The 22,369-nt window shown below is 66.5% G+C and carries 18 protein-coding genes and 1 pseudogene; 13 read left to right on the top strand and 6 right to left on the bottom strand.

The window, feature by feature from the left end:
* The first annotated feature begins 55 nt into the window (after nucleotides 1–55).
* The 4 genes from egtA to egtD are packed head-to-tail and all read left to right on the top strand — an operon-like array spanning nucleotide 56 to nucleotide 4,432.
* Nucleotides 56–1,345 (top strand): ergothioneine biosynthesis glutamate--cysteine ligase EgtA, encoded by a 1,290-nt coding sequence (gene egtA, locus NFJ07_RS00130; protein ID WP_269991627.1) that lies wholly within the window; start codon nucleotides 56–58, stop codon nucleotides 1,343–1,345.
* Nucleotides 1,335–2,684, top strand: a complete 1,350-nt coding sequence (gene egtB / locus NFJ07_RS00125; RefSeq protein WP_269991626.1) for an ergothioneine biosynthesis protein EgtB — start codon at nucleotides 1,335–1,337, stop codon at nucleotides 2,682–2,684. The genes egtA and egtB overlap by 11 nt, the downstream gene beginning before the upstream one ends.
* A 3-nt stretch (nucleotides 2,685–2,687) precedes the next feature.
* On the top strand, nucleotides 2,688–3,452 hold the full coding sequence (gene egtC / locus NFJ07_RS00120; protein WP_269991624.1) for an ergothioneine biosynthesis protein EgtC: 765 nt from the start codon (nucleotides 2,688–2,690) through the stop codon (nucleotides 3,450–3,452).
* Nucleotides 3,449–4,432, top strand: a complete 984-nt coding sequence (egtD, locus tag NFJ07_RS00115) for an L-histidine N(alpha)-methyltransferase (protein ID WP_269991622.1) — start codon at nucleotides 3,449–3,451, stop codon at nucleotides 4,430–4,432. The genes egtC and egtD overlap by 4 nt, the downstream gene beginning before the upstream one ends.
* A 40-nt stretch (nucleotides 4,433–4,472) precedes the next feature.
* Here egtD and NFJ07_RS00110 read toward each other — a convergent pair whose 3' ends face one another.
* The 5 genes from NFJ07_RS00110 to NFJ07_RS00090 form a co-directional block, all read right to left on the bottom strand.
* Entirely contained in the window at nucleotides 4,473–5,654 is a 1,182-nt protein-coding gene (locus NFJ07_RS00110; RefSeq protein WP_269991621.1) for an aminotransferase class V-fold PLP-dependent enzyme, read from the bottom strand.
* Between the two features lie 243 nt (nucleotides 5,655–5,897).
* Nucleotides 5,898–8,630, bottom strand: coding sequence for an MGH1-like glycoside hydrolase domain-containing protein (locus tag NFJ07_RS00105; RefSeq protein WP_269991619.1), 2,733 nt, complete (start codon nucleotides 8,628–8,630; stop codon nucleotides 5,898–5,900).
* Nucleotides 8,631–8,672: 42 nt separating this feature from the next.
* Nucleotides 8,673–9,668: an NAD-dependent epimerase/dehydratase family protein gene (locus NFJ07_RS00100; protein WP_269991617.1), complete on the bottom strand. Its 996-nt coding sequence runs from the start codon at nucleotides 9,666–9,668 to the stop codon at nucleotides 8,673–8,675.
* On the bottom strand, nucleotides 9,665–12,361 hold the full coding sequence (locus NFJ07_RS00095) for an alpha/beta fold hydrolase (protein ID WP_269991616.1): 2,697 nt from the start codon (nucleotides 12,359–12,361) through the stop codon (nucleotides 9,665–9,667). Before NFJ07_RS00095 ends, NFJ07_RS00100 begins: the two co-directional genes overlap by 4 nt.
* Nucleotides 12,355–13,377 (bottom strand): 3-oxoacyl-ACP synthase III, encoded by a 1,023-nt coding sequence (locus NFJ07_RS00090; RefSeq protein ID WP_269991615.1) that lies wholly within the window; start codon nucleotides 13,375–13,377, stop codon nucleotides 12,355–12,357. Before NFJ07_RS00090 ends, NFJ07_RS00095 begins: the two co-directional genes overlap by 7 nt.
* A gap of 644 nt (nucleotides 13,378–14,021) precedes the next feature.
* On the opposite strand from NFJ07_RS00090, the gene NFJ07_RS00085 reads away from it, so the two are divergent.
* The 3 genes and pseudogenes from NFJ07_RS00085 to NFJ07_RS00075 all read left to right on the top strand — a co-directional run.
* Nucleotides 14,022–14,354, top strand: coding sequence for a hypothetical protein (locus NFJ07_RS00085; protein ID WP_269991614.1), 333 nt, complete (start codon nucleotides 14,022–14,024; stop codon nucleotides 14,352–14,354).
* A 165-nt stretch (nucleotides 14,355–14,519) separates the two neighbouring features.
* Nucleotides 14,520–14,819, top strand: a complete 300-nt coding sequence (locus NFJ07_RS00080; RefSeq protein WP_269992137.1) for an amidohydrolase family protein — start codon at nucleotides 14,520–14,522, stop codon at nucleotides 14,817–14,819.
* A 273-nt stretch (nucleotides 14,820–15,092) separates the two neighbouring features.
* A pseudogene (locus tag NFJ07_RS00075) lies at nucleotides 15,093–15,797 on the top strand (amidase); the annotation flags it as partial.
* On the opposite strand, the gene NFJ07_RS00070 reads toward NFJ07_RS00075, so the two are convergent.
* The gene (locus NFJ07_RS00070) at nucleotides 15,768–16,553 is read right to left on the bottom strand and encodes a GntR family transcriptional regulator (protein WP_269991613.1); all 786 of its coding nucleotides are present in this window, start codon (nucleotides 16,551–16,553) and stop codon (nucleotides 15,768–15,770) included. The pseudogene NFJ07_RS00075 and the gene NFJ07_RS00070 sit on opposite strands and share 30 nt — an antisense overlap.
* 166 nt (nucleotides 16,554–16,719) lie before the next feature.
* On the opposite strand from NFJ07_RS00070, the gene NFJ07_RS00065 reads away from it, so the two are divergent.
* From NFJ07_RS00065 to NFJ07_RS00040, 6 genes are read left to right on the top strand one after another with little or no spacing between them, the layout of a single operon-like run.
* Nucleotides 16,720–17,871: an ABC transporter substrate-binding protein gene (locus tag NFJ07_RS00065; protein WP_269991612.1), complete on the top strand. Its 1,152-nt coding sequence runs from the start codon at nucleotides 16,720–16,722 to the stop codon at nucleotides 17,869–17,871.
* On the top strand, nucleotides 17,871–18,797 hold the full coding sequence (locus NFJ07_RS00060) for an ABC transporter permease (protein WP_269991611.1): 927 nt from the start codon (nucleotides 17,871–17,873) through the stop codon (nucleotides 18,795–18,797). The genes NFJ07_RS00065 and NFJ07_RS00060 overlap by 1 nt, the downstream gene beginning before the upstream one ends.
* Nucleotides 18,785–19,648, top strand: a complete 864-nt coding sequence (locus NFJ07_RS00055) for an ABC transporter permease subunit (RefSeq protein ID WP_269991610.1) — start codon at nucleotides 18,785–18,787, stop codon at nucleotides 19,646–19,648. Before NFJ07_RS00060 ends, NFJ07_RS00055 begins: the two co-directional genes overlap by 13 nt.
* Nucleotides 19,645–20,760 (top strand): ABC transporter ATP-binding protein, encoded by a 1,116-nt coding sequence (locus tag NFJ07_RS00050; RefSeq protein WP_269991608.1) that lies wholly within the window; start codon nucleotides 19,645–19,647, stop codon nucleotides 20,758–20,760. The genes NFJ07_RS00055 and NFJ07_RS00050 overlap by 4 nt, the downstream gene beginning before the upstream one ends.
* Nucleotides 20,757–21,419 carry an HAD family hydrolase gene (locus NFJ07_RS00045; protein WP_269991606.1) on the top strand — a complete coding sequence of 221 codons (663 nt, stop codon included), beginning with the start codon at nucleotides 20,757–20,759 and terminating at the stop codon, nucleotides 21,417–21,419. The genes NFJ07_RS00050 and NFJ07_RS00045 overlap by 4 nt, the downstream gene beginning before the upstream one ends.
* Nucleotides 21,416–22,246, top strand: a complete 831-nt coding sequence (locus NFJ07_RS00040) for an alkaline phosphatase family protein (protein WP_269991605.1) — start codon at nucleotides 21,416–21,418, stop codon at nucleotides 22,244–22,246. Before NFJ07_RS00045 ends, NFJ07_RS00040 begins: the two co-directional genes overlap by 4 nt.
* Nucleotides 22,247–22,369: the final 123 nt, after the last annotated feature.

Raw genomic sequence — 22,369 nt, 5'->3', positions numbered from 1 at the left:
GGGGGCTGTTTAGCTTGCCGCTAAAGATGGCCGCTGCGGAAGGACATGGTGTGCTGTGAACTCTGCTTTGCAGCCCGGGCGCGACACGGGGCCGCTCTCCGAGTCCGATGCCGAGGTCTATGTTGCCTCGGTGTGCTTCAAGACCGGGCCGCCCGGTGCTGCCGGGGTGGAGGTCGAGCGGTTGGTCCACGATGCCGCGAACCCCAGGTTTCCGGTTCCGGTTGCACGGGTCAGCGAGGCCGTGGCGGCGGGCGGACGGTTGCCTGGTCAGGGAGTGATCACCTTTGAGCCGGGCGGTCAGCTGGAGATAAGTTCTGCCTGTGCGACGGATCTTCCGGCCCTCGTCACGGCGACCCGCGCAGACCTTGCGGCCGTTGAGAGTCTGCTGACGGACGCCGGCCTTTGCTTCGGCGCAGTGGCACTGGACCCTGATAGGCTGCCTGTCCGGTCACTGGATCATCCGCGGTACGCCGCCATGGAGCAACATTTCGACCGTTTCGGCACCGCAGGACGAACGATGATGTGTTCCACGGCCTCTCTGCAGATTTCACTGGACGCCGGATTCGACAGTCCTGGATCCAGCGGTGCTGCGCGACGTTGGGAGCGGCTGCACAATCTCCTGCCGGTACTGGTTGCCATGTTTGCCAATTCCCCGTTTCTTCAGGGGGTCCCCAGCGGCTGGAAGAGCAACCGACAGCGGATCTGGCTGGCCATGGACCCGACCCGGACCGCCGCGGTCCCTCTCGCCGGGGACCCCCGCGTGGCTTGGGCAGGCTACGCGCTGGACGCACTGGTGCTCTGCATCCGCTCGGAGACGGATTCCTGGACGGCCCCGCGCGGGCTGACGATGCGGAACTGGCTGCGCGGGGAAGGGCCGAGGCCCGCCACGATGGGTGACCTGGCCTACCACCTGACAACATTGTTCCCTCCTGTCCGGCCACGGGGGTTTGTGGAGATCAGGGTGATCGACGCACAGGCCGGCAGCGATTGGGAGCCGGTCACGGCCATCGTGACCGCTCTCATGGACGATCAACGCGCAGCCGACCTCGCCGCGGAGGCCTGCGCCCCTCTTGCTCCCCTGTCCGATCCGGTCAGGACGGCCGCCCGCCACGGGCTGGCGGATCCCCTGCTCGCCTCGGCGGCCCTCGACTGCGCCGAAGCCGCTCTGATGGCATTGTCCCGTTCGGGGGCGGACGCCGCCACACGCAGCCGGACGGAAGAATTCGTCGACCGCTATACGGCACGGGGCCGGTGCCCTGCGGACGAACGGCTCGACCGGTGGCAAAAAACCGGCAGCTATTTTGGAACGTCAGCGTACGAGGAGGATTGCAAAAATGCCAGATAACCCTCACGGATCCGACACCGACCCCGAGAATCTCAGGGCTTTCATAGCCGCCGGATTGGAAAGGGCCCGGATGCGGACGCATGCGCTGACTGCGTGCGACGAAGAGGATCTGCTGAAGCAGCACTCACCACTGATGTCACCGTTGGTATGGGACCTGGCGCATGTCGGCAGCCAGGAGGAAATCTGGCTAGTGCGCGACGTCGGCAAAATGGAGCCATTGCGGTGCGACCTCGACCAGATGTACGACGCGTTCCAGCATCCGCGCAGCGCCCGGCCCTCGTTGCCGTTGCTCTCGCCGGTAGAGGCCCGAAAATACATTGCCGAGGTCCGCACCAAAGCGCTCGACATCCTTGACCGGACCCCTTTGGAAGGCTCGCCTCTGGTGGATCGGGGCTTCGCCTTCGGAATGATCATCCAGCACGAGCAGCAGCACGACGAGACGATGCTGGCCACGCATCAGCTCCGCGTGGGTGTGCCCGTCCTGCAGGCCCGGGCATTGCCGGCAAGCGTCCTGCCCACGGGCCGGGACTCCTTCGCGAAGGAGGTGCTGGTACCTGCAGGGCCGTTCATAATGGGGACTTCTGCTGAGCCCTGGGCCCTGGACAACGAACGTCCAGCCCATGAGGTTGATGTGCCCGGCTACTGGATCGACACGATTCCGGTGACCAACGGCGCCTACTGGTCTTTCATCGACGACGGCGGCTACCGGAACCCCCGCTGGTGGACCGCCCAGGGATGGGCCCATGTCAGGGAAGCCGGCCTGGTGGCACCCAAATATTGGGAACGCAACGGTGACCGGTGGATCAGGACCAGGTTCGGCGTCGTTGAACTGGTGCCGGAAGACGAGCCGGTGCAGCACGTTTGCTGGTTCGAAGCGGACGCGTACGCCCGCTGGGCCGGGCGACGGCTTCCGACGGAGGCGGAGTGGGAAAAAGCCGCGCGTCATGATCCCCGGTCCGGGCGTTCGCGGCGCTACCCGTGGGGAGATGAAGATCCTGCACCCCATCACGCGAACCTTGGCGGATCCGCTCTCCGGCCGTCCCCCGCCGGTTCCTACCCGGGTGGTGCCTCACCGCTGGGCGTGCGCCAGCTCATCGGTGATGTCTGGGAATGGGTCTCCAGTGACTTCCGCCCCTACCCCGGATTCAACGCATTCCCCTATCAGGAATACAGCGAGGTATTTTTCGGGCCTGACTACAAGGTGCTACGCGGAGGCTCCTGGGCAGTGGATCCAGCCGCGTGCCGGGGGACATTCCGGAATTGGGATTACCCGGTGCGGCGGCAAATCTTTGCCGGGTTCCGCACGGCGCGCGACGCCTCACAGACCATGGTGCGTTAGCCCGTGTGTCGGCATCTCGCATATATCGGATCCCCGCTGCCGCTTGCGGAGCTGCTGCTCACCCCCGGCCATGGACTGTTGACGCAGTCTTGGGCGCCCCGGCGTCAGCGTAACGGGACAGTAAACGCTGATGGTTTCGGCGTCGGATGGTATGCCCCGGGGGATCCTCTGCCTGCCCGCTACCGCCGCGCCATCCCGATCTGGGCGGACCCGTCATTCGCTGATGTCGCCAGGGTTACCACGAGCCGGGGAGTGCTCGCGGCCGTCCGGTCCGCGTCGCCGGGGATGCCGCAGGCGGAATCAGCTGCTGCTCCTTTTACGCAAGGGCCCTGGCTCTTCAGCCACAACGGCCGCGTCGAGGGATGGCCGGATGCCTTGGAGGGTCTGGCCGCTTCGCTTCCGACGGCCCGCCTGCTGGCCCTTGAAGCCCAGGTCGACTCTGCCCTGCTCTGGGCCCTGGTCCTGGAACAGCTCGCCGCGGGGGAATCCGCCCCGGATGCACTGGGGCAGGTCGTCAGCAGTGTCGCTGCCGTCACCGGCGCCACACTGAACTTTCTGCTCACCGACGGCACGGGGATCGCGGCCACGACGGCGGGGGACACCCTTTTTTGGCGAAACGGACGTGGGAGTGTCGTGGTGGCCAGTGAACCCTTCGACGATGGCCCCGGCTGGCATGAGGTGCCGGACAACAGCCTTCTGACCGCCACAGCAAGCCATGTAGACGTACGTCCGATTCCGAACCTCACGAAGGAACAGGTGGTCCCATGAGCCTCTCAGCCCGCCCCGACATCATTCACCACCTGCCTCCGGACCATCTAGGGCGCAGCCTTCGCGCCGATGTGCGCGCAGGGCTCACCGCGTCGCCGAAAACGCTTCCGCCCAAATGGTTCTATGACAAGCTGGGCAGCGAACTGTTTGAGCGCATCACAGGCCTGCCGGAGTACTACCCGACCCGGGCCGAGCGTGAGGTGCTCGAGCTCTACTCGGCAGAGATGGCGGCCGCGAGCCCTGCGGAGACACTGATAGAGCTCGGGTCCGGATCTTCCCGGAAAACCCCGCTGCTGCTCAACGCGCTCAGGGCGGAGGGATCCCTTCGCCGCTACGTGGCCGTGGATGTCAGCGACAGCGCACTGCTGGATGCCCGAAACGAATTGGCTCCCGCCTTTCCCGACCTTGAACTGCAGGCCGTGGCCGCGGACTTCGAGACCCAGCTGCACCTGCTGCCACGGGCAGGACGCCGCATGGTCGCGTTCCTGGGCGGCACCATCGGCAATTTTGAGCCAGCGGCCAGAGCCCGATTCCTCGCCGACGTCCGCGAGTTGCTGGGCGATGACGGCGGATCGCTGCTGGTCGGCACCGATCTGGTGAAGTCACCACACGTGCTTGTCCCGGCCTACGCCGACGCGGAGGGTGTCACCGCCGACTTCAACCGCAACGTGCTGCGGGTCCTCAACACGGAGCTGGGCGCTGATTTCGACGTGATGGCCTTTGAACACGTGGCCGTGTGGAAGCCCCAGGATGAATGGATCGAGATGCGGCTACGCGCCAGCAGGCCAATGCTGGTGCACCTGCCCGGGGTGGACATGGAAGTCCGGTTCCACGAAGGAGAGGAACTGCGAACGGAGATTTCGGCCAAGTTCCGCCTTGACGGCGTGATCGAAGAAGTAGAGGCAGCCGGGTTCTCCGCCGTCGGGCAGTGGACCGACCGAGAGAACCGTTTTGCGATGACCCTGGCCGAAGCCGTCTAGGCAGGCCGGTGGACGCACACCGCTAGGTATTCCAGGACGTTCAGCGAAGGAAGCTGACCAGTCGCTGGACCTCAGTGTGGGTGTTGTAGTAGTGCACCGAGGCCCGCACGACCATGTCCTCCCCCTGTCGAGTTCCCGTGGGGATGGAGTAGGCCCAGGCGAACGGCGACGGGGCCACGGAGACATTGACCCGGTGCTCCGCGAGCCGGCTCCTGATGTTCCGGGCGTCGCTTCCCTGCACTGAAAACGTGACTATGCCGCACCGGATGATCCCGCGGTCGTGGACAATGACCCCGGGAACTTCGGCCAGTTCGGCCCGCATTTCCTCCGCAAGCCCGGCCACACGCTCCTGCACGGCATCCAGCCCCAGCGCGAGGGCGTAATCGACTGCCCTTCCCAGACCCAGCCTTCCGGCGGCACTGGTCTCCCAGCTCTCGAAACGCCGGGCATCGCCGCGAACTTCAAGACCCCCGGCGCCGGTCGGAACCGCGGAATGCCCGTCCAGCATGGCAGGTTCAAGCCGTTCAAGAACCGACGCGCGCACATAGAGGAACGCGGTGCCGCGCGGCCCGCGCAGGAACTTCCGCCCTGTACCGGCCAGCACATCGCAGCCCAACGACTGCACGTCCAAGGGCATCTGCCCCACCGACTGACACGCGTCGAGCACAAACATCACTCCGGCAGCGCGGCAGCGTTTGCCCACCTCAGCGGCTGGATTGACCAGACCGTTGGCCATGGGCACATGTGTCAAGGCGACCATGGCCACATTTCCGCGCTCAAGCTCCCGCTGCAGGTGCTGCACGTCAACCAGCCCGTCGGGATCGTCGTCGAGCACCGCAATCTCCAAGCCGTTGCGAAGGGCAAGCTGCCGCAGCGCAACGACATTGCCGGCATACTCGGTCCGTCCGATCAGCACTCGCGTCCCGGGGACGAAGGGGAAGCTGTACACCGCCGCCGCCCAGGCGCGGCTGCCGCTTTCAGCCAGGGCTATCTCGTCCGGGGCCGCCCCGACCAGCCGCGCCACCGAGGAGTAGACCTCGTCCAGCCGAACAGCAGCCTCCTCGGCCGCCTCATAGCCGCCGATCTCCTCCTCACGGCGTAAATGACCCACCACGGTGTCCATCACAGAACCCGGGACCAGCGAACTTCCCGCGTTGTTCAAATGAGTCACGCTCAAGACACCACGGGTCTGCCTGCGCACCGCTTCGACATCAATAGACATAAACCACATCCTGCCGCAACAGCGCCGGGAAACGAGCCCAACCGCGGACGGACGTGCCAGGATTGCCGGCTGCGGTGCGGGGCATGCGTGGCCCAGACCTCGGACCACAGGCCAGTAGGCACGGTTTCCTGCCGTACAGCAATCATTCGTTATCTGCGCACGACCAAGTCACCCCTGCGGTGACCGGTTAGGGGATGCGTTCGGCGATACGGACGATGACGGGCGATGCAGGGCTCATCGTACCTAGTCCTGCTGGACGCAAATGAGATGGGCGACCAAGGCGGTCCAGCCGGTCTGGTGCGAGGCGCCGAGACCGGCGCCGGTGTCACCGTGGAAGTATTCGGAGAAAGTCGGATGAATGTCCCAGAGTGGACCCATGCCGAAATCGCGCGGTGTGCCAGGCCTGCGGTTATCCGGTCCGGGGCGGAAAAGTGACACCAACCGGTCGTTGAGGGCGTCCGCGACCGCGGACAGCGGCAGCAGCTGCGAGGATCCTGTCGGGAACTCGACCTCGGCCCCAAGGCCGCAACCGGCACGCTGGGCCAGAATCTTGAGGGCATCGGCCAGCAGCACATTGATGGGGAACCAGATGGGGCCGCGCCAGTTCGAATTCCCGCCGAAGAGTGCCGAGTCAGACTCCCCCGGGGTGTAGTGAATGCTCATCTGCTGGCCATTGACCTCGGTGCTGAAAGGCACCCTGTACGCAGCCGAGAGCGCGCGCAGTCCATGAGGAGCGAGAAACTCGCCATCGTCGAGCATGAACCGCAAGAGCCGCCCGGTCTGATCATTCTTCAGAAGGGAAAGGACCTGGCCCCCCGCGGCCGGGAGGCACTCGGCGCAGGTCCCGGCTTCATGCCCGACGGCGGCCTCCGACCCGCTCCCCGGGGTTGCGGGCGGCTCGCCGCCCGCCGTGTGCCCCTGAAGGACGTGAAGTTTCTGCCGGAAGCCCCGCATGCCGACAAGTGAGTGTTCGGGGATCACGCAGACGGCCAGCAAAGGGAGCAGTCCCACCATGGACCGGATCCGAAGCTGTTCGGATGACCCGTCGGGATGTATCAACACATCGTAGAAGAAGCCGTCCTCATCATCCCAGAGCTCGGCGTTGTGGCTGCCGAAGTTTTCCATAGCCTGGGCTATCGCGGAGAAGCGGTCCAGGAACGTGATGGCCATTTCTTCCCACACGGGATCTGTCCTGGCCAGTTCCAGCGCGATCCGCATCATGGCCAGGCAGTAAAACGCCATCCAACTCGTCGCGTCCGATTGCTCGAGCCGGTAGCCGGGCGCCAGGGGCGCGGACCGGTCGAAGAGGCCGATGTTGTCCATCCCGAGAAAGCCTCCCTCAAAGATGTGGTTGCCATCGGCGTCCTTGCGGTTGATCCACCAGGAAAAATTCAGCAGCAGTTTGGTGAATATCCGGATCAGGAAGTCCGTGTCCCGGCCGCCGTCGAGCTGGTAGACCTGCCACGCGGCCCAGGCCTGGACGGGCGGGTTGACGTCCCCGAGGGCCCATTCGTAGGCCGGGAGCTGGCCGTTCGGGTGCATGGCGTATTCCCGGCAGAGCAACATCAGCTGGTCCTTGGCAAACACCGGGTCAATATGGGCCAGGGGGACGCAGTGGAAGGCCAGGTCCCAGGCTGCGAACCACGGATATTCCCATTCGTCGGGCATGGAAATCACGTGGGCGAGTTCCAGCCCGGGCCAGGTGAGGTTCCGCGGTGACGGCGTGTCTGTCCTGTTCCGACGCTCGGCCGGGGGTGCCGGCTGGGCGGGGTCCCCTTCGAGCCACTGCTCCACCGCATAGCGGTACAACTGTTTGCCCCACAGCAGTCCGGCGAACGCGCGCCGCGCGATGTGGGCGTCGACGGCTGGTGTGCCGGACGGGATGACGGCAGCATAGAACTCGTCTGCTTCTTTGCGCCGGGTGGCAAGGAGACCGTCAAATTCCTGCCCGAAGGCGTCCTCCGGCATCGATCCGGAGCGCAGTCGGAGATTCACCGAAACGGAACCGCCGGCGGGCACGGCGTCGAAGTGGTACCAGAGAGCGGTTTTCGTGCCGGTGTTCTCCGGGTTGGTAGCGTCGACTTCGCGGTGGACGACAGCCTTGTTGATCCCGTCCTTGGGGTACCGGGAGGCGTTCGACTGCGTGCCGAAAAGGGTCACATCGTCCGTCTCGTTATCGCAGAACAGCACCCTGGGTACGACCGGACCGTCGGGGCCGGCCGCTGTTTCCCCTGCCAGAACATACCCGCCGAGCGCGTGATGCGCGGCCTCTACCCGAACCGGGCCGAAAACGGGGAAATCGGGGTCTGAGGGCAGTTTCAGAACGGGTTTCCGCCCGTCCCGGCCCCACGCCCAGGTATTGGTGAACCACAACTGGGGCAGAAGGTCCAGGGGCGCTGCCTCAGGGCCATGATTGGTCGCGGTGATGGTAACGAGCACGTCATCCGGGGCCGCTTTGGCATGGCAGACAGCGACGTCGAAGAAGCGGTCCTCAGCCAACATACCGGTATCCGCGAGTTCGAATTCTGGTTCCTGCCGGGACCGCCCCGCGTTCTCACGGATCAATCGCTCGTATGGAAACGCCCGCTGCGGGTAGCGGTAAAGCCACTCGCCAAAGGAATGCGAGGGAGTGGCGTCCACCGGCCACCAATATTCCTTGACGTCCTCGCCGTGGTTGCCCTGCCCGTTGGTGAGCCCGAACAACCGTTCCTTCAGCCGGTCATCATGCCCGTTCCACATGGCGACGGAAAAGTTCAGATACCCGTCAATGTCACAGAAGCCGCCCAGACCATCCTCACCCCAGCGATATGCCCGGGCATGGGACTGATCAAAAGGAAAGTAGTTCCAGGCGTCCCCGTCAGCGGAATAATCCTCCCGGACGGTTCCCCACTGGCGGGCAGACAGATAGGGACCCCACAAACGCCATGGGTTGCCCGCACCGGAACTGCCGGCGAGTCGATCATTTTCAACGCTCATTTCGGTAGTCTGTCACGGCTAGCCATCCAACTCACTTAACGCTCAGGATCGGTGAATCCGCGCCGCTGAGCCGGAACTATAGTGCTCGGCCAGCCTCGCCAGTCCATCATCGAGCGAGACAGCGGGTGTCCAGTTGAGGAGTTCACGGGTCTCGCGCTGGTCGAACCAGTGGGCGGTGGAGAGCTGCTCAGCAAGGAACTTGGTCATCGGCGGCTCCTCCTTCCGCCCTGCCCAGGTCCAGAGCTTTTCCACCACCGCTCCCGCCGCCCGCGCCACCCCACCCGGCACAGTCCACGACGGCGCGGGGACGCCGCCTGCAGCGCATATGCCCGCCAGCAGCTCGCCGACCGGGCGTGGCTCGCCGTTGCTCACAACCAGGGCCCTGCCATGGACGTATTCCATGCGGTGCAGCGCGGCGACGATGGCCGAGGCGGCGTTGTCCACGTAGGTGGTGTCGATGAGGGCCGCGCCGGCGTCGAGCAGCGGCAGGCGGCTGCGGCTAGCGCGTGCCAGGACCCGTTCCACCAGTTGGGTGTCGCCGGGGCCCCAGACGATGTGAGGGCGCACCGCTGTAACCCGGAATTCCGGAGCGTCCGCAGCCAGCGCCAGCAACTCCGCCTCGGCCTTGGTGCGGGAGTAGTTGCCGTGCGCGCGCTGCGGATCAGCCGGCTCCGCGCCCAGCCCTACGATTGCGGTGCCGGAGTTGGCCACGGACGGGGAGGAGACAAACACCACGTCCCGTACCCCGGCCGCACGGGCGAGATGAAGCAGGCGGCGGGTCCCTTCGACGTTGACCTCGTCGAATTCCACGGCGCGGCCTGTAAAAGAAACTTTCGCGGCCAGATGAATGATTCCTTCTGCCCCGTCGACTGCTCCCCGCAGCGCTGCATCGTCCGTTACGGACCCGCAGAAGTCCGCAACGCCGTCGACTCCTGAGGGACGGCGCTGGAACGTGGCCACGGCATGGCCCTGGCGGACCAGTAGCCGGGCCACTTCCCGTCCGAGCAGCCCGCTCGCGCCGGTGACGAGGACCCTCATGGCTCTCCCGGGCGGCCGCCGGCCAGCACCCGTGCAGCCCAGCGGGACAGGCGGGTCCTGTCGATCTTGGCGTTGTGTCTGATATCGGTGGGCAGTGCGGGGACTGCGAGCACAGCGGAGACATTGACGCCAGCCTCAAGGGCCGCCCCGCGGACACGCCCGGCGAGCTGCGGCGCAGCAGGCCCGGCCTTGCGGGAGGGAGGTACGGTCTCGACGACGGCGACGACGGCCTGCGTCCCTGCTGGTCCGACTCCAGCGATGGCGGCCAGCCGGACGCACTCCAGGCGTTCGATGGCCTGTTCGGCGCCCACGGGCGTCACCACAGACCCGTGCGCCGTCACGACATGGGCGAGACGTCCCTCCACCCAGAGCCGACCGAGGGCGTCCAGGTGCCCCACGTCGCCGGTGCGGTGCCATCCGGGCAGGCTGATGCTCTCCCGCTGGGTCAGCCAGAGCCTGTCGTAGGTTTCCTTGACGTGCGCGGCACTGACCAGGATCTCGCCGGTCACGCCAGCCTCCGTCACGAACTGGGATCCGGGTACGGTGCCATCCGCAGCCAGTGGGACGATGGCCACGCGGGCGCCATGCACGGGCATCCCTACGCACACGCCATTGCCCGCTCCCAGAACGGTGCCGGCAGCAGTTTCGGCATCGGCTGCCTGGATTTGTTCGAAACTGATGTCGGTGACCGGAAGCGCCTCTGTCATCCCGTATGGGGTATGCAGCGAGGCCCGGGGCAGCAACCGCTGCACCTCCGCCAGGAGCGGCCCCGGGACGGGCGCGCCGGCGGACAGAAGCAACTCGACACGTTCCAGTGCTTTATGCCCTGTCCCACTCACGGCATCCTGGGTGGCGAGGACGTTGCGCAAAGCCGCCGGCGAGGCGAAGACCACCGTAGCGTCTATGGCCGCGGCGGCTTCCGCCAGCGCGCGGGCCGTCAAGGTGCGGGGCGCAGTAACGTCCATGGCCGGCGTCACTGAAACCGCTCCGAGCGCCGGCCCAAGCAAGGCGAACGGGGCGAAGGCCGCCACGAGTCGGGCACCGGAACGGATTCCGAAAGTTTCGGCCAATGTATCCCGCATCGCGGCCAGCTGCCGGTGCGTATAGAGCACGCCTTTGGCTGGACCGGTGGAGCCGGACGTGAAGAGTACAGCGGCTGGGGCAGTTGCGTCCACAGTGTGCGCCGGCCGCCCTGCACCGCGTCCGGCGCAGCGCCGGGCCAGGGCGGCGAGGGAGGTTTCGACTGACAGGATTCGGCGGCGGGCGGCCGGGAGGTCCCGTACGCTGATCCGCCGTCCCGGCCAGCCGAGCACCGAAGCAGCCGCCAGGGCCCTGTCGATTCCGATGAGGAAATCGGCGGTGGCGCCCTTCAGCGCGCGGCTCAGACCTCTGATTCCCAGCCCGGCGTCGGCCACGACCACCACCGCGCCCAGCCGCAGGCAGGCGTAGAGGGCTACCGTCAGGTCCACTCCGGGTGGAACCATCAGGCTCACCCGGCTGCCGCTCCGCACTCCGGCTTCCCCCAGCCCCGCGGCAAGGTCCAGGATGTTCCGGTCCAGCTGCTGCCAGCTGAGGGAGCGGCTGATTCTGCCGTCCGGCGCCATTTCCGCAACGGCTGTATCTCCTTTCGCCGGGCATGCCGCCAGTTCGCCGAGCAAATCCCCAAGGGGCCGGAATCCCGCCGGCTCCCGCACGGCCGCATCCTTCAACCACTGACCACCGGTCGTTGTCGCTTCGGATGTCGGGGAATCGATTCCGCTGACACCGCCGAGCAGGTCAAGCCACTGGAAGACAGGTGTGGCAATGTCTCGGTCTTCTCCCACGAGGTGTCCCGCGCCTTCGAAGCGATGCACGTCCGCGTGTGGAAGCCGGCTGATGAGATCCTTGAGGTACCGATCAGAAAAGATCGGATCCCGGGGACCCCAGAGCATCAGGGCCGGGACCTTCAGCCCGCACAGCCCTTCCGCTACGCGTTTGAGCGCCGGAAAGCTGGGATGGGAAGCATCTGCGGGAATATCCGCAACAAAGTTCCCCACCCCGTGCCGGCGGTGGGCTCCGCGGTAGGGGGCCATGTAGGCCTTTCGGATGTCGGCGGGCAGCGGCGGGTTTGCCAGCGAGTGTGTCACCCGCAGAAAGGCGTCCGACGTCGTCGTGCCCCACTGGTGTACGGCGGGGTGCAAGGCAAGCCGGAGGGCCGGCGGGACTGCGGAATCGGCGGGCTGGTGGACGGCTGTGTTCGTCAGCACCACCCCGGCGAGGTGCTGCGGGTGCGCCAAGGCCCAGCCTAGGCTGATGACCCCGCCCCAGTCGTGACCCACCGTAACGACCGGCCCGTCCAGGCCCAGTGCGTCGGTAAGGTCGCCCAGGTCGTTGATCCGATCTGCCAGGCGCCGGAATGTGCCGCTGCGGTCTGAGTAGCCCATGTCCAGTTGGTCCACCGCCACAACGCGCCACGGATGTGCGGCGTCGGATCCGGCGGCCAGGAGCGTCCGCCACAGATATGACCAAGTGGGGTTGCCATGCACGCACAGCAGGGTGCCGACGGGAGCCAGGCCACGGCGGGAGAGCTCGGCGCCGTTGTCCAACAGGTGCCAACGGTGCACTGTGCCTGGCGCATCGACGGCCGATGTGGACCTTACGCCGATTGTGCGGGACCATTCCGGGTTGAGCCCGGGCCAATTGGTGGTTACCAAACGATTTCCACCATTCCAGCGTTCAGCCCCGAACCAACACCCATGCACAGGACACGGTCCCCGGAGCTCAGTGACTGCGCCTCGGCTGCCAGTGTCATGGGGAGCGAGGCAGGGCCCACGTTGCCCCAGTACGGGAACGTGATCGGAACCTTGTCCGGGTCCAGGTCAATGGCCTTAATGATCGCCTGGGTATAAGCATTGCTGACTTGATGCGTGACATAGCGGTCCATGGCAGCCCAGTCCCACTCTGGCTGGGCTTCGTGCCAGGCATCGACGACGAGCTGAAGGCCGCCGTCGAGCAGGCCTTTCGTATCGGTGGTCATGCCGTCGATGCCTCCCACGCACAATTCGTGGTGTTCGGTGCCGGCACGCATCACGCCGCCGATAAGCCGGTGCGCCCCAGGGTACTCGTCCGCCGGGCCCAAGACGGCTGCGGCGGCCCCGGATCCAAGCGTGAGGGTGGCAAACTCCCGGCTGAAGTCTTCACGCGTGGTCTCAGGCCGCTGCAGTCGCGCCAGCGTGGCTTCCTGGGTAACCTGGGCGTCCTCGCCATTGACGATTACCGCGTACCTGATCTGGCCTGAGTCGATCATGTTGGCCGCCAGGATCAAGCCGTTCACGAATCCGAGGCAGGCGTTGGCCAGATCGAAGTTCATGGCCGACGACGGCAGGCCGAGTCCATGGTGGATCTTCACGGCCACGGACGGTTCGAGGTTGCGCCGCGTGACCGAGGTATTGATCAGCAGGCCGATTTCCGACGCTTCGACGCCAGCCTCGGCCAAGGCCTTGGCGCCCGCTTCGACCGCAGCATCATCGAACGATGTCCCAGCGGCCCACCAGCGGCGGTGTGTGATGCCGGCAACGCGCTCAAGCAGCCGCGGCGGGAACTTCAGCCGATGCAGGGTCGAAGCCAACCTGCGGTCGAACTCCGTTGAACTCACGATCCTCGGAGCCTCGACGCAGCTCACCGAGAGCAGCGCGGTGTTGCTGTGCCGGAAGGTTGCATTCCCTGCCAAGTCAAGCCCCTGTTCGTTTCCGTCCTGCATTCATGTGGTGACTGTACCCATCAGGGGCCCAAGAGCTTAACTATGCCGGTGCGAGCCCGGATTCTGCATATTTCCCGCCCGAGGCACCGAATTTAGTACGCCGCGGGTCCAGATCCGACCCGCGCTCCGGTGGCTGCCGAAGCAACTCCCCAGTCTGCTCTGTCAGGGCGCAGAACGGTCCCGGTCCTCGCCCCCCGTCTCGGAAGCCACACCAGAGACAACCCTTTGCCCGGGTCACCCCAGGCGCTACGGTTGCAGCCCGGCCGCCGACAGGACAATCACCTTGGCGGGAGCAGGCGCAGCCGGAACAAGGAGTGAGAGGGACCTCACCACATGATTTGTCCACACGTTAAAGCAAAAACCCCCTCTGTCGAGGGGAATGCTGTGCCCGAGGTGGAACTCGAACCGGCTTCCAACTCTTGAAACCATTGGCAGTAAACTGTAAAGGAAGACAGGGGCAGGTTCCCTGTTATGGATTACTGAGGGTCCCGCAGCCAGGAGCTGCGGGGCCCTCAGCCATTTCCCTCCAGATCCCAAAACCAGCACAACAACCCCCAGGAATCCCCCGGCGGCGCCCACGACTCCCCCGTGCCCTTCCAACGTAAAATCAGGCTATGGCATGGATCGAGGAACTTACCGACACAGACACCGGAACGTTTGCCTTCCGCACATCGACAGGCTCCCTCTACCGGATCGCCCTCGGCGGCTCCCCAAGCCTCACGCGCCTGCCAGCGGACCAAGACCCAGAAGCCGCATACCGGACGGCAGGCGTCTCAATTCTCAGGATGGACACCGAAGAGATTCCCTTGCTGGGCATCGGGAAACTCAAGGTAGGCGAAAGAGCCATCCTTTTCCTGGACATTGTCGGTGACGGGATCACGGTCACAACGCGAGACACCAGCGAGGTCGTCAGCATCCACCTTCTCAAGAACCCCCGGCCAAACTAAGCCGCCCAACCATGCGATCGCCGCGGGTGGACTGCATCCGGTCTCCGAATCGATGGCAACGCTGGGGATAACCCAGCCGCTGTGACCGAGCAGTTTGCCCGTAGACGGGTGAATGGCTGGCTCGGCAGGTGAAGGCCGTCAGTAGCGATCTAGCCAACCGACGGGATAGCCGAGCTCCTCAAGCGAGAGAAGCACTACCTGGTCGAACTCGGGCTCACTCCCTTGGAAGCCATCAAGGCCGGGACCAGGAACGCGGCCGAACTGCTCAGGCTAGAGGATCATCTCGGAACCCTCGAGGCCGGCAAACTCGCCGACATGGTCGTCACAGACGTCGACCCTCTCGAGGACATCTCGCTCCTGGCGGACCCTGCCAGCATCGGCCTCATCATCCAGGGAGGCCGCCCCGTGAAAGACCTAAAGGGCTGGCTCCCCGTCGAAACCGCAGTTCCCTCCATCGCCGGTTGAGCGGGAACGCGGATGAAACGAAGGAAGACCGCAACCACCAAGATTGCAGTCCCGGCCGCGACACCGCTCCAGATTCCCGCACGCCCTCGCGGCTCACGGAACTCGACAGCCTCCGGCAGGCAGGAGAAGCAAGAGGCAGCCCGCGGCCCGTCCCGGGAGGACTACCGTGATTGACTCGTTCCCCGACCTCACGTCCATGGCGAGAGCACGCTCCGGGGCCAAACGGGATGCTGCCAGGATCGACCGGGCCCGAAAGTCCGAGAGGACCTTGGCCCGCTGGCTGGCGTGCCGCTCGGCATCAAGGACTTCATTGCAACCCGGGAGGCGCCTACCACCGGTCAGAGTCTCGTCTTCGACCCATCGTGGTGGGCGTCGAGGGATGCGCCAGCGGTAAACCGCCTCCGCCGCGCTGGAGGGATCGTCCTCGGCAAGACCACGATGGCCGAGCACGCTGCGGGACGCCCTGATCCGCAGCGACCCTTCCCGATCCCCAGGAACCCCTGGGACCCAAGACGGTGGACCGGCGGTTCGAGCGCAGGAACCGGCAACGGGATCGCTGCCGGGATCTTCCCTGCAGGACTGGGCACAGACACTGCGGGGAGCGCCCGGATCCCCGCAGCCATGTGCGGGATCACCGGATTCAAGCCGACGCGTGGACTCATCTCCCCCGAAGGCTGCCTCCCCGCAAGCCCGTCGCTGGATGTCATCGGCCCGATGGCAAGGACAGCACGGGACTGCGCAGCCCTGATGTCCCTCCTGGCCCCCGAGGCCATGAGGGACATCAGCCCGGCCCGCAGCCTGCGGGGCATTCGGATCGGAGTGCCCTGGAAGCTGGTCACCGATCCCGCCCGGGGTGTTCACGCCGAATGCCTGGACGCTTTCGAGCAGGCATCTGCTTTCAATTCCGTTCTTCGAACGTCCCACGCAGGAACTACCGGAACTCCTGATTCAGCGGATTCCGCGCCGGCGGGCAAGTGAACTGACCGACGCCGAGTTGTGCACCGCGAAGGACACAGTTCCCGGCAGGAATCTGTCCTCTGACCACAGCAGGGGCACGCCCGCAGGATCGGTGGCACGGCGGATCTCCCGAAGCAGGCCCACACCTTCGACGCAGCCCAGCATCTGGGCATCGGTCTGATTGGCGGCCACGACGTCGATGGTGTGCTCACTATCCGCGAACACGACTCCGGAGGCGTCGAGGACTTCGGTATGCGAGAGGTTGTCCGCGGCCAGCCGCTCGATCACTGCGCCTATCCTGGACGGATACACAGTGCGCTCCAGCATCACGGGGACCCGGCCGAGGAGCCTCAGCCGGAGGACTTCAGTGACCTCATCCCCGGCGGCGAGCTGCAGAACCTCCCTCTCCGCGACGGTCGCCGGGCGGACGCGGCTGTGCATGGTGCGGGCGCCAGGCTCCTCCCCCTGCGCCCGGGCCCAGGCCGTGAAGCTCAGGAGCTCCTGGAAGCTCTGGGTCCGCGCCGTGCCCAGGACCACGCGCCGGGTCCCGCGCCGGGAGGTCACCAGGCCGTTGGCCCGCAGCAGGGCAAGGGCGTTGCGCACGGTACCCCGGGAGACCCCGTACTGCTCAGCAAGGCTCTCCTCGCTGGGGAGCCGTCCGTTGTTTCCAAACTCGCCCGCTTCGATCTCGCGGCGCATATTGGCTGCCAACTTCCTGTACTGGGCGCCCTCGGTCTCCACGCTTCCGCCACCCCATTCCAATGCCTTGTCAACCATGCCTCCACGGTACAGCGTGACCTCGAAATCCTCGGAAAAACAAAGGTTCAATGCTGAAAGTGCTCCGGCAGTTCGCTCACCCACTCCTTCCTGTTCACCTGATGTACACCTGCGGCCCTGACAGTGGTTTCGGCAAGTTGTATAGCCAACTTCTAAGGAGAACGTCATGAACCCCACCCTCCGCCGCATCAGCGCCTTCGGCGCCGCGGCACTGCTCGTGGGCGGCCTGGCCGCCTGCTCCTCCGGCAACGCCGCCCCCGCCGAATCCAAGGGCGCCGTGGACTGGAAGACCGCATCCTCCGTCGAGGCCGGAGGCGGCATGGATGCCCTGATCGCTGCCGCCAAGAAGGAAGGCACACTCAACGCCATCGCCCTCCCGAACGACTGGGCCAACTACGGCGAGGTCATCTCCACCTTCGAGAAGAAGTACGGCATCAAGGTCGAGGTGGAGAACCCGGACGCCTCCAGCCAGGACGAGATCAATGCAGTGTCCTCCCGGAAGGGCCAGGACCGCTCCCCGGACGTCATCGACGTCGGGCACGACTTCGACGTCGCAGCCGCCAAACAGGGCCTGCTCACCCCGTACAAGGTGGCGTCTTTCGGTAAGATCACGGACTCCCAAAAGGAGGCCACAGGCCTCTGGTACAACGACATGGGCGGCTACGTCTCCATCGGCTGCGACGCTGGGCGCGTAGCGAAGTGCCCCACCAAATTCTCCGAGCTGGCAGACCCGCAGTACAAGGGCAAGGTGGCCCTCACCGGCAACCCGGCCAAATCCTCCTCCGCTTACAGCGCCGTGTTCGCGGCCGCACTCGCCAATGGCGGCTCTTTCGACAACGTCCAGCCCGGCCTAGACTTCTTCACCAAGCTGAAGCAGACCGGCAACTTCAACCCCGTCGAGGCCACTCCCGCCACCATGGAGAAGGGCGAGACGCCCATCGCCATCGTCTGGGACTACCGGAACGCCGCCTACGCCGATGAACTGAAGGCCAAGGGCATCGAATGGAAGGTCGCCATCCCGGAGGACGGCGTGTTCTCCCTTTACTACTCCCAGGCCATCGTCAAGTGGGCCCCGCACCCAGCCGCCGCCCGCCTCTGGCAGGAATTCCTCTTCAGCGCCGAAGGCCAGAACCTCTGGCTGAAGGGCTACGCCCGCCCGGTGCTCCTGCCCACCATGATCGCCGACGGCACCGTGGACAAGACCGCCCTGACCCGGCTGCCCAAGATCCTCCAAGACAAGACCAGCTACCCCTCGGAGGAACAAGGCAAGAAGGCCAAGTCCACAGTGTCCGACGGCTGGACGAAGGCCGTTTCCTGATGACGCTCACCGCACCCGGCGCCGTCGTCGCCGATGCGGGTGCCAAAACCCGGCGCCAGGAGCCTCAGGCTCCCGGCCGCCGTGCCGCCCGCCCCTCCGCCGGCTGGCTCGGGGTCATCCCGCTGCTCGCCTTCGCCGCCGTCGTTCTCGGTCTCCCCGTGGCCGCCATGGCCGCCGGGTCCATAACCACGACCAACGACGCCGGTGGCACCGTATTCACAGACGCCAACTTCGCAGCGACGTTCGACGGCCCCTATCTGGAAAGCCTCATGGGCAGTATCCGCCTCTCCGCTCTCACCGCATTCGTCGCCACGATGGTCAGCCTTCCGCTCGCCTATGCGATCGTCACCTCGCGTTTCCGCGGCCTGCGGGAAGCCGTACTGTCCGCCTCCGGCGTGATCGCCAACTTCGGCGGAGTGCCCCTCGCCTTCGCCTTTGTCTCCACCCTTGGCAATGCCGGTGTCCTCACCGGGTTCTTTGGGCTCGCGGACAAGGGCTGGAGCCTTTACACCTTCTGGGGCTTGGCCATCGTCTACTTGTACTTCCTGGTGCCCCTCATGGTGCTCACGCTGACCCCCGCACTGGACGGCCTCAAGCCACAGTGGCGGGAAGCGGCGCAGAACAACCGCGCCACCGGATTCCAGTACTGGCGCCATGTGGCCTTCCCCATCCTGTTCCCCACCCTGCTCAGCGGATTCGTCCTCCTATTCGGCAGCGCCTTCAGCGCCTACGCCACGGCGGCCGCCATGGTGGGCAGCTCCATCCCGCTGGTGACGGTGAAAATCGCCTCCGCCCTGACGGGCGACGTCCTGGTGGGTCAGTCCAACATCGCCCTCGCCCTCGGCATGGACATGATCATCGTGGCCGCCCTGGTGATAGGCATCCAGCTCGTGCTACAGCGAAGGACCTCCCGATGGCTCTCCTGACCGCCCCCCGGGGGCCCCGGGTCCGCCGCACCGCCCCCGAAGCGCGGCTGGGTCGCACCATCGCCCTCGCCCCGGCGGTCGTCTACTTCCTGGTCCCCCTGCTCTGTGCCCTCGCATTCACCGTCGGCCTCGGCGACCCCCGGCAGAAGCCGAGCCTGGACGCCTACACCGCCATCTTCACCACGGACGGCCTGGCCCAGAGCCTGGGCCTCACCCTGCTTCTGGCCGGCGCCACGATCATTCTGGTCTTCGGCCTCCTGCTTCCCGCTCTCCTGGCCGTGCGCCTGGTCGCGCCGCGCGCGAAAGCCCTGGTCGCCGTTGTCTGCATGCTCCCCCTGGTGGTGCCCGCGGTGGCGCTGGGCGCCGGCATCACCACCGTGCTGCGCTGGGCCACTGACTGGCTCTACGACACCCCGGGCTTCCCGCTGCTTGCCTCCCTGCAGCAGCCCGCTTTCCCGGTCATCCTGGTACTCGCATACGCCCTCATGGCTCTCCCGCTGGCCTACACCACCCTGGAGGCGGGCCTGAACGCCATCGAGGTGAAGGTCCTGGTGGAGGCGGCACGGTCCTGCAGGGCGTCCTGGTTCCGGACCCTGTTCCTGGTGATTCTGCCCAACCTCCGGGATGCCCTGCTGAACACCGCCTTCCTGACCATTGCCATGGTGCTCGGCGAGTACGCCGTGTCCGCACTGCTCGGCTTCCAGCCCTTCGCCGTCTGGACCGTCGCCATCAGCGGCTCCCACGCCCAGCTGTCCGTCGCCGTCTCCATGGTCGGCCTGATCGGAACCTGGCTCATCCTTCTCGCGGTCGCGAAACTCGGCCGTTCCAAAGCCTCCAAGGAGACCTCATGACCGCGTTCACCCTTGATCCGCGCCCAGCCTCCGCAGGAACCGCCGGCGCCACCTTGGAGTTCCGCGGACTGCGGCGCGCCTTCGGCGCCACCATGGCCTTGGACGGCCTGAATCTGACGCTGAATCCCGGTGAGATGCTGGCACTGCTGGGCCCCTCCGGCTGTGGCAAGACCACCGCCCTGCGCATGGTGGCTGGCTTCGAGACCCCGGATTCCGGTGAGGTTCTGCTGGACGGCGTGGACGTGACCGGCACTCCCGCTCACCGCCGCGACGTCGGCATGGTGTTCCAGTCCTACAGCCTCTTCCCGCACCTGAGCGTGACGGACAATGTCGCATTCGGGATGCGCATGCTGGGTACCCCGGCCGCCAGACGCCGTGCCCGCGCGCAGGAACTCCTGGAACTGGTGGGCCTGCCCACCCAGGGCGGCCGCTACCCCCGCCAGCTCTCCGGAGGCCAGCAGCAGCGCGTGGCCCTGGCCCGGGCCCTGGCTCTGGAACCGCGGGTGCTCCTCCTGGACGAGCCACTGTCCGCCCTGGACGCCAAGGTCCGCCAATCCCTGCGGGAGGAGATCCGCCGTCTCCAGCTGGAACTGGGCATCACTACCCTCTTCGTCACCCACGACCAGGAGGAAGCCCTGTCCATAGCGGACCGCGTGGCCGTTATGCGGGACGGGCGCCTGGAACAGTGCGCCACCCCGGAGGAGCTATACAACTCCCCCGCCACCCCCTTCGTCGCCGGATTCGTAGGCACCATGAACCGGCTCCCGGGCCGGCTCAGCAGCGACGGCGCCCTGGTGGACGTCCTGGGCCTCAGCCGCCCCGTCCAGGGGAGTCTGCACGGCCGGGACGGCACGGCCGACGTCGACGTGCTGGTCCGTCCCGAAGCGCTCACCGTCAGCGCGGCTCCGGACGGTCCGGCACAACTGGTGGCGGCCTCCTTCCTGGGCGCGACGACGCGACTCACCCTTCGCCTGCACGGCGGCCGCGAGGCGGTGGCGGATGTCCCCACCACCCACGCATCCACCCTCCCCACCGGGGCACGCATCCGGCTGGGCCTGCCGGAACGCCCCGTCCTGATCGACCAGGCCCGGAACGAGGAAACCACCGCATGATGCCCGCAGCCGTACTCTTCGACATGGATGGAACCCTTGTGGACACCGAACGCCTCTGGTGGGACGCCGTGGCGGACGTAGCATTCGGCCTGGGCCGGGAACTGGGACCCGAGGATGGGCCCGATGTCCTGGGTCGCCCCTCCGGGCACACGGCCGCCCACCTCCTAGCCACCACGCCCACCGCGAACGCCCTCACCGCGCAGGACCTCTCCGCCAGGCTCGACGAGGCCTTCACCGAACTGGTCGCCCAGGAAGTGGTGCCCCGTCCCGGCGCCCTGGAACTCCTCCGGCTCCTGGCCGCGGAGCGGATCCCCGCGGCCATCGTCTCCGCCTCGCCGCGCCGCGTGGTGGAACTGGTCCGGGACCGGCTCGGCCGTGACCTGTTCACGCTCGTGGTGGCGGTCGAGGACACCCCCGCGTCCAAGCCGGCCCCCGACCCCTATCTCGAAGCGGCCCGGCGCCTGGGAGCCAAGCCCGCCCACTGTGTGGTGGTGGAAGACTCCCCCGTCGGCCTCGCCGCGGCCGAAGCGGCGGGGTGCCCCGTCGTCGTCGTGCCCTCCACCGTCCCGATCGAGGCGGCTCCCGGCCGCACGGTCCTCGGCTCACTCGCAGACGTCACGCTCCCCGTCCTCGCCGAAGCCCGGGACGGCGCCCTATGAGCCCCGCCCCTCAGCCCCGCATCATCCTGCTCGGCATCGACGGGCTCCGCTGGGACCTTGCCGCGGAGTCGGACTCCGCCTCCACCCTGAGGTCCCTGGCCGCAGAAGGCGACCACCGGGACATGACCATGGACGTCCCCACACTGTCCGGCCCGGGCTGGTCCTCCCTCCTGACCGGGACCACCCACGACCAGCACGGCGTCCGGGACAACACCTTCGTGGGGCACCGCCTCTTCGGCCACCCGGACCTGCTGTCCCGGGCCTTCTACCAGGACACCTCCACCCGGACGTTCGCCGCGGCCGGCTGGCCGCCGCTGGTCTCCCCGGAAGGGCTCGGACCGGTCATCCACCAGCGGATGGAGCAGCAGAAAGCCGGACTCCACACGGTCGTCTCCCGCGACGGCGAAACGCACGGCTTCATCCGGATCGACGCCGAGATCACGGACTTCACCCTCGCGGCGCTGAGCTCCCACCGGGTGCCCGACGTGTCCTTCGTATACTTCTGCGATGTGGACGACGCCGGGCACGTCTACGGTGCGCTCAGCCCGCAGTACCAGGATGCGCTGGCCCGAGTGGACGGGCACGTGGCCCGCATCCGGGACGCCGTCGGGAAGCGCGCGGCCGAACACGGTGAAGAATGGCTCCTGGTGGTGGTCGCGGATCACGGACACCTAGACGCCGGCGGACACGGCGGGGACTCCCCGGAAGAACGGGTATCGTTCATCGTCCGCTGGGCGAGCGGCGCGAGCCTAAGCCCCTGGCCCACCATCGTGGCACCGCATGAACTGGCTGGCCTGTTGCTCGCCGAGAGGGCCACGGACCGCTGACCACCCACAGCGCCGAAGGACAGCATGAACACCATCCTGGAAACGCTCGACACCCCGGTCATCCTGATCGACCGGGAGGTGCTGGAACGCGACATCACACGCATAGCCGCGGAACTCCAGGCC

The organism is Arthrobacter sp. B2a2-09 (assembly GCF_027587375.1).
Classification (GTDB): domain Bacteria; phylum Actinomycetota; class Actinomycetes; order Actinomycetales; family Micrococcaceae; genus Arthrobacter.
This window is presented reverse-complemented; position numbering and strand designations above follow the sequence as displayed.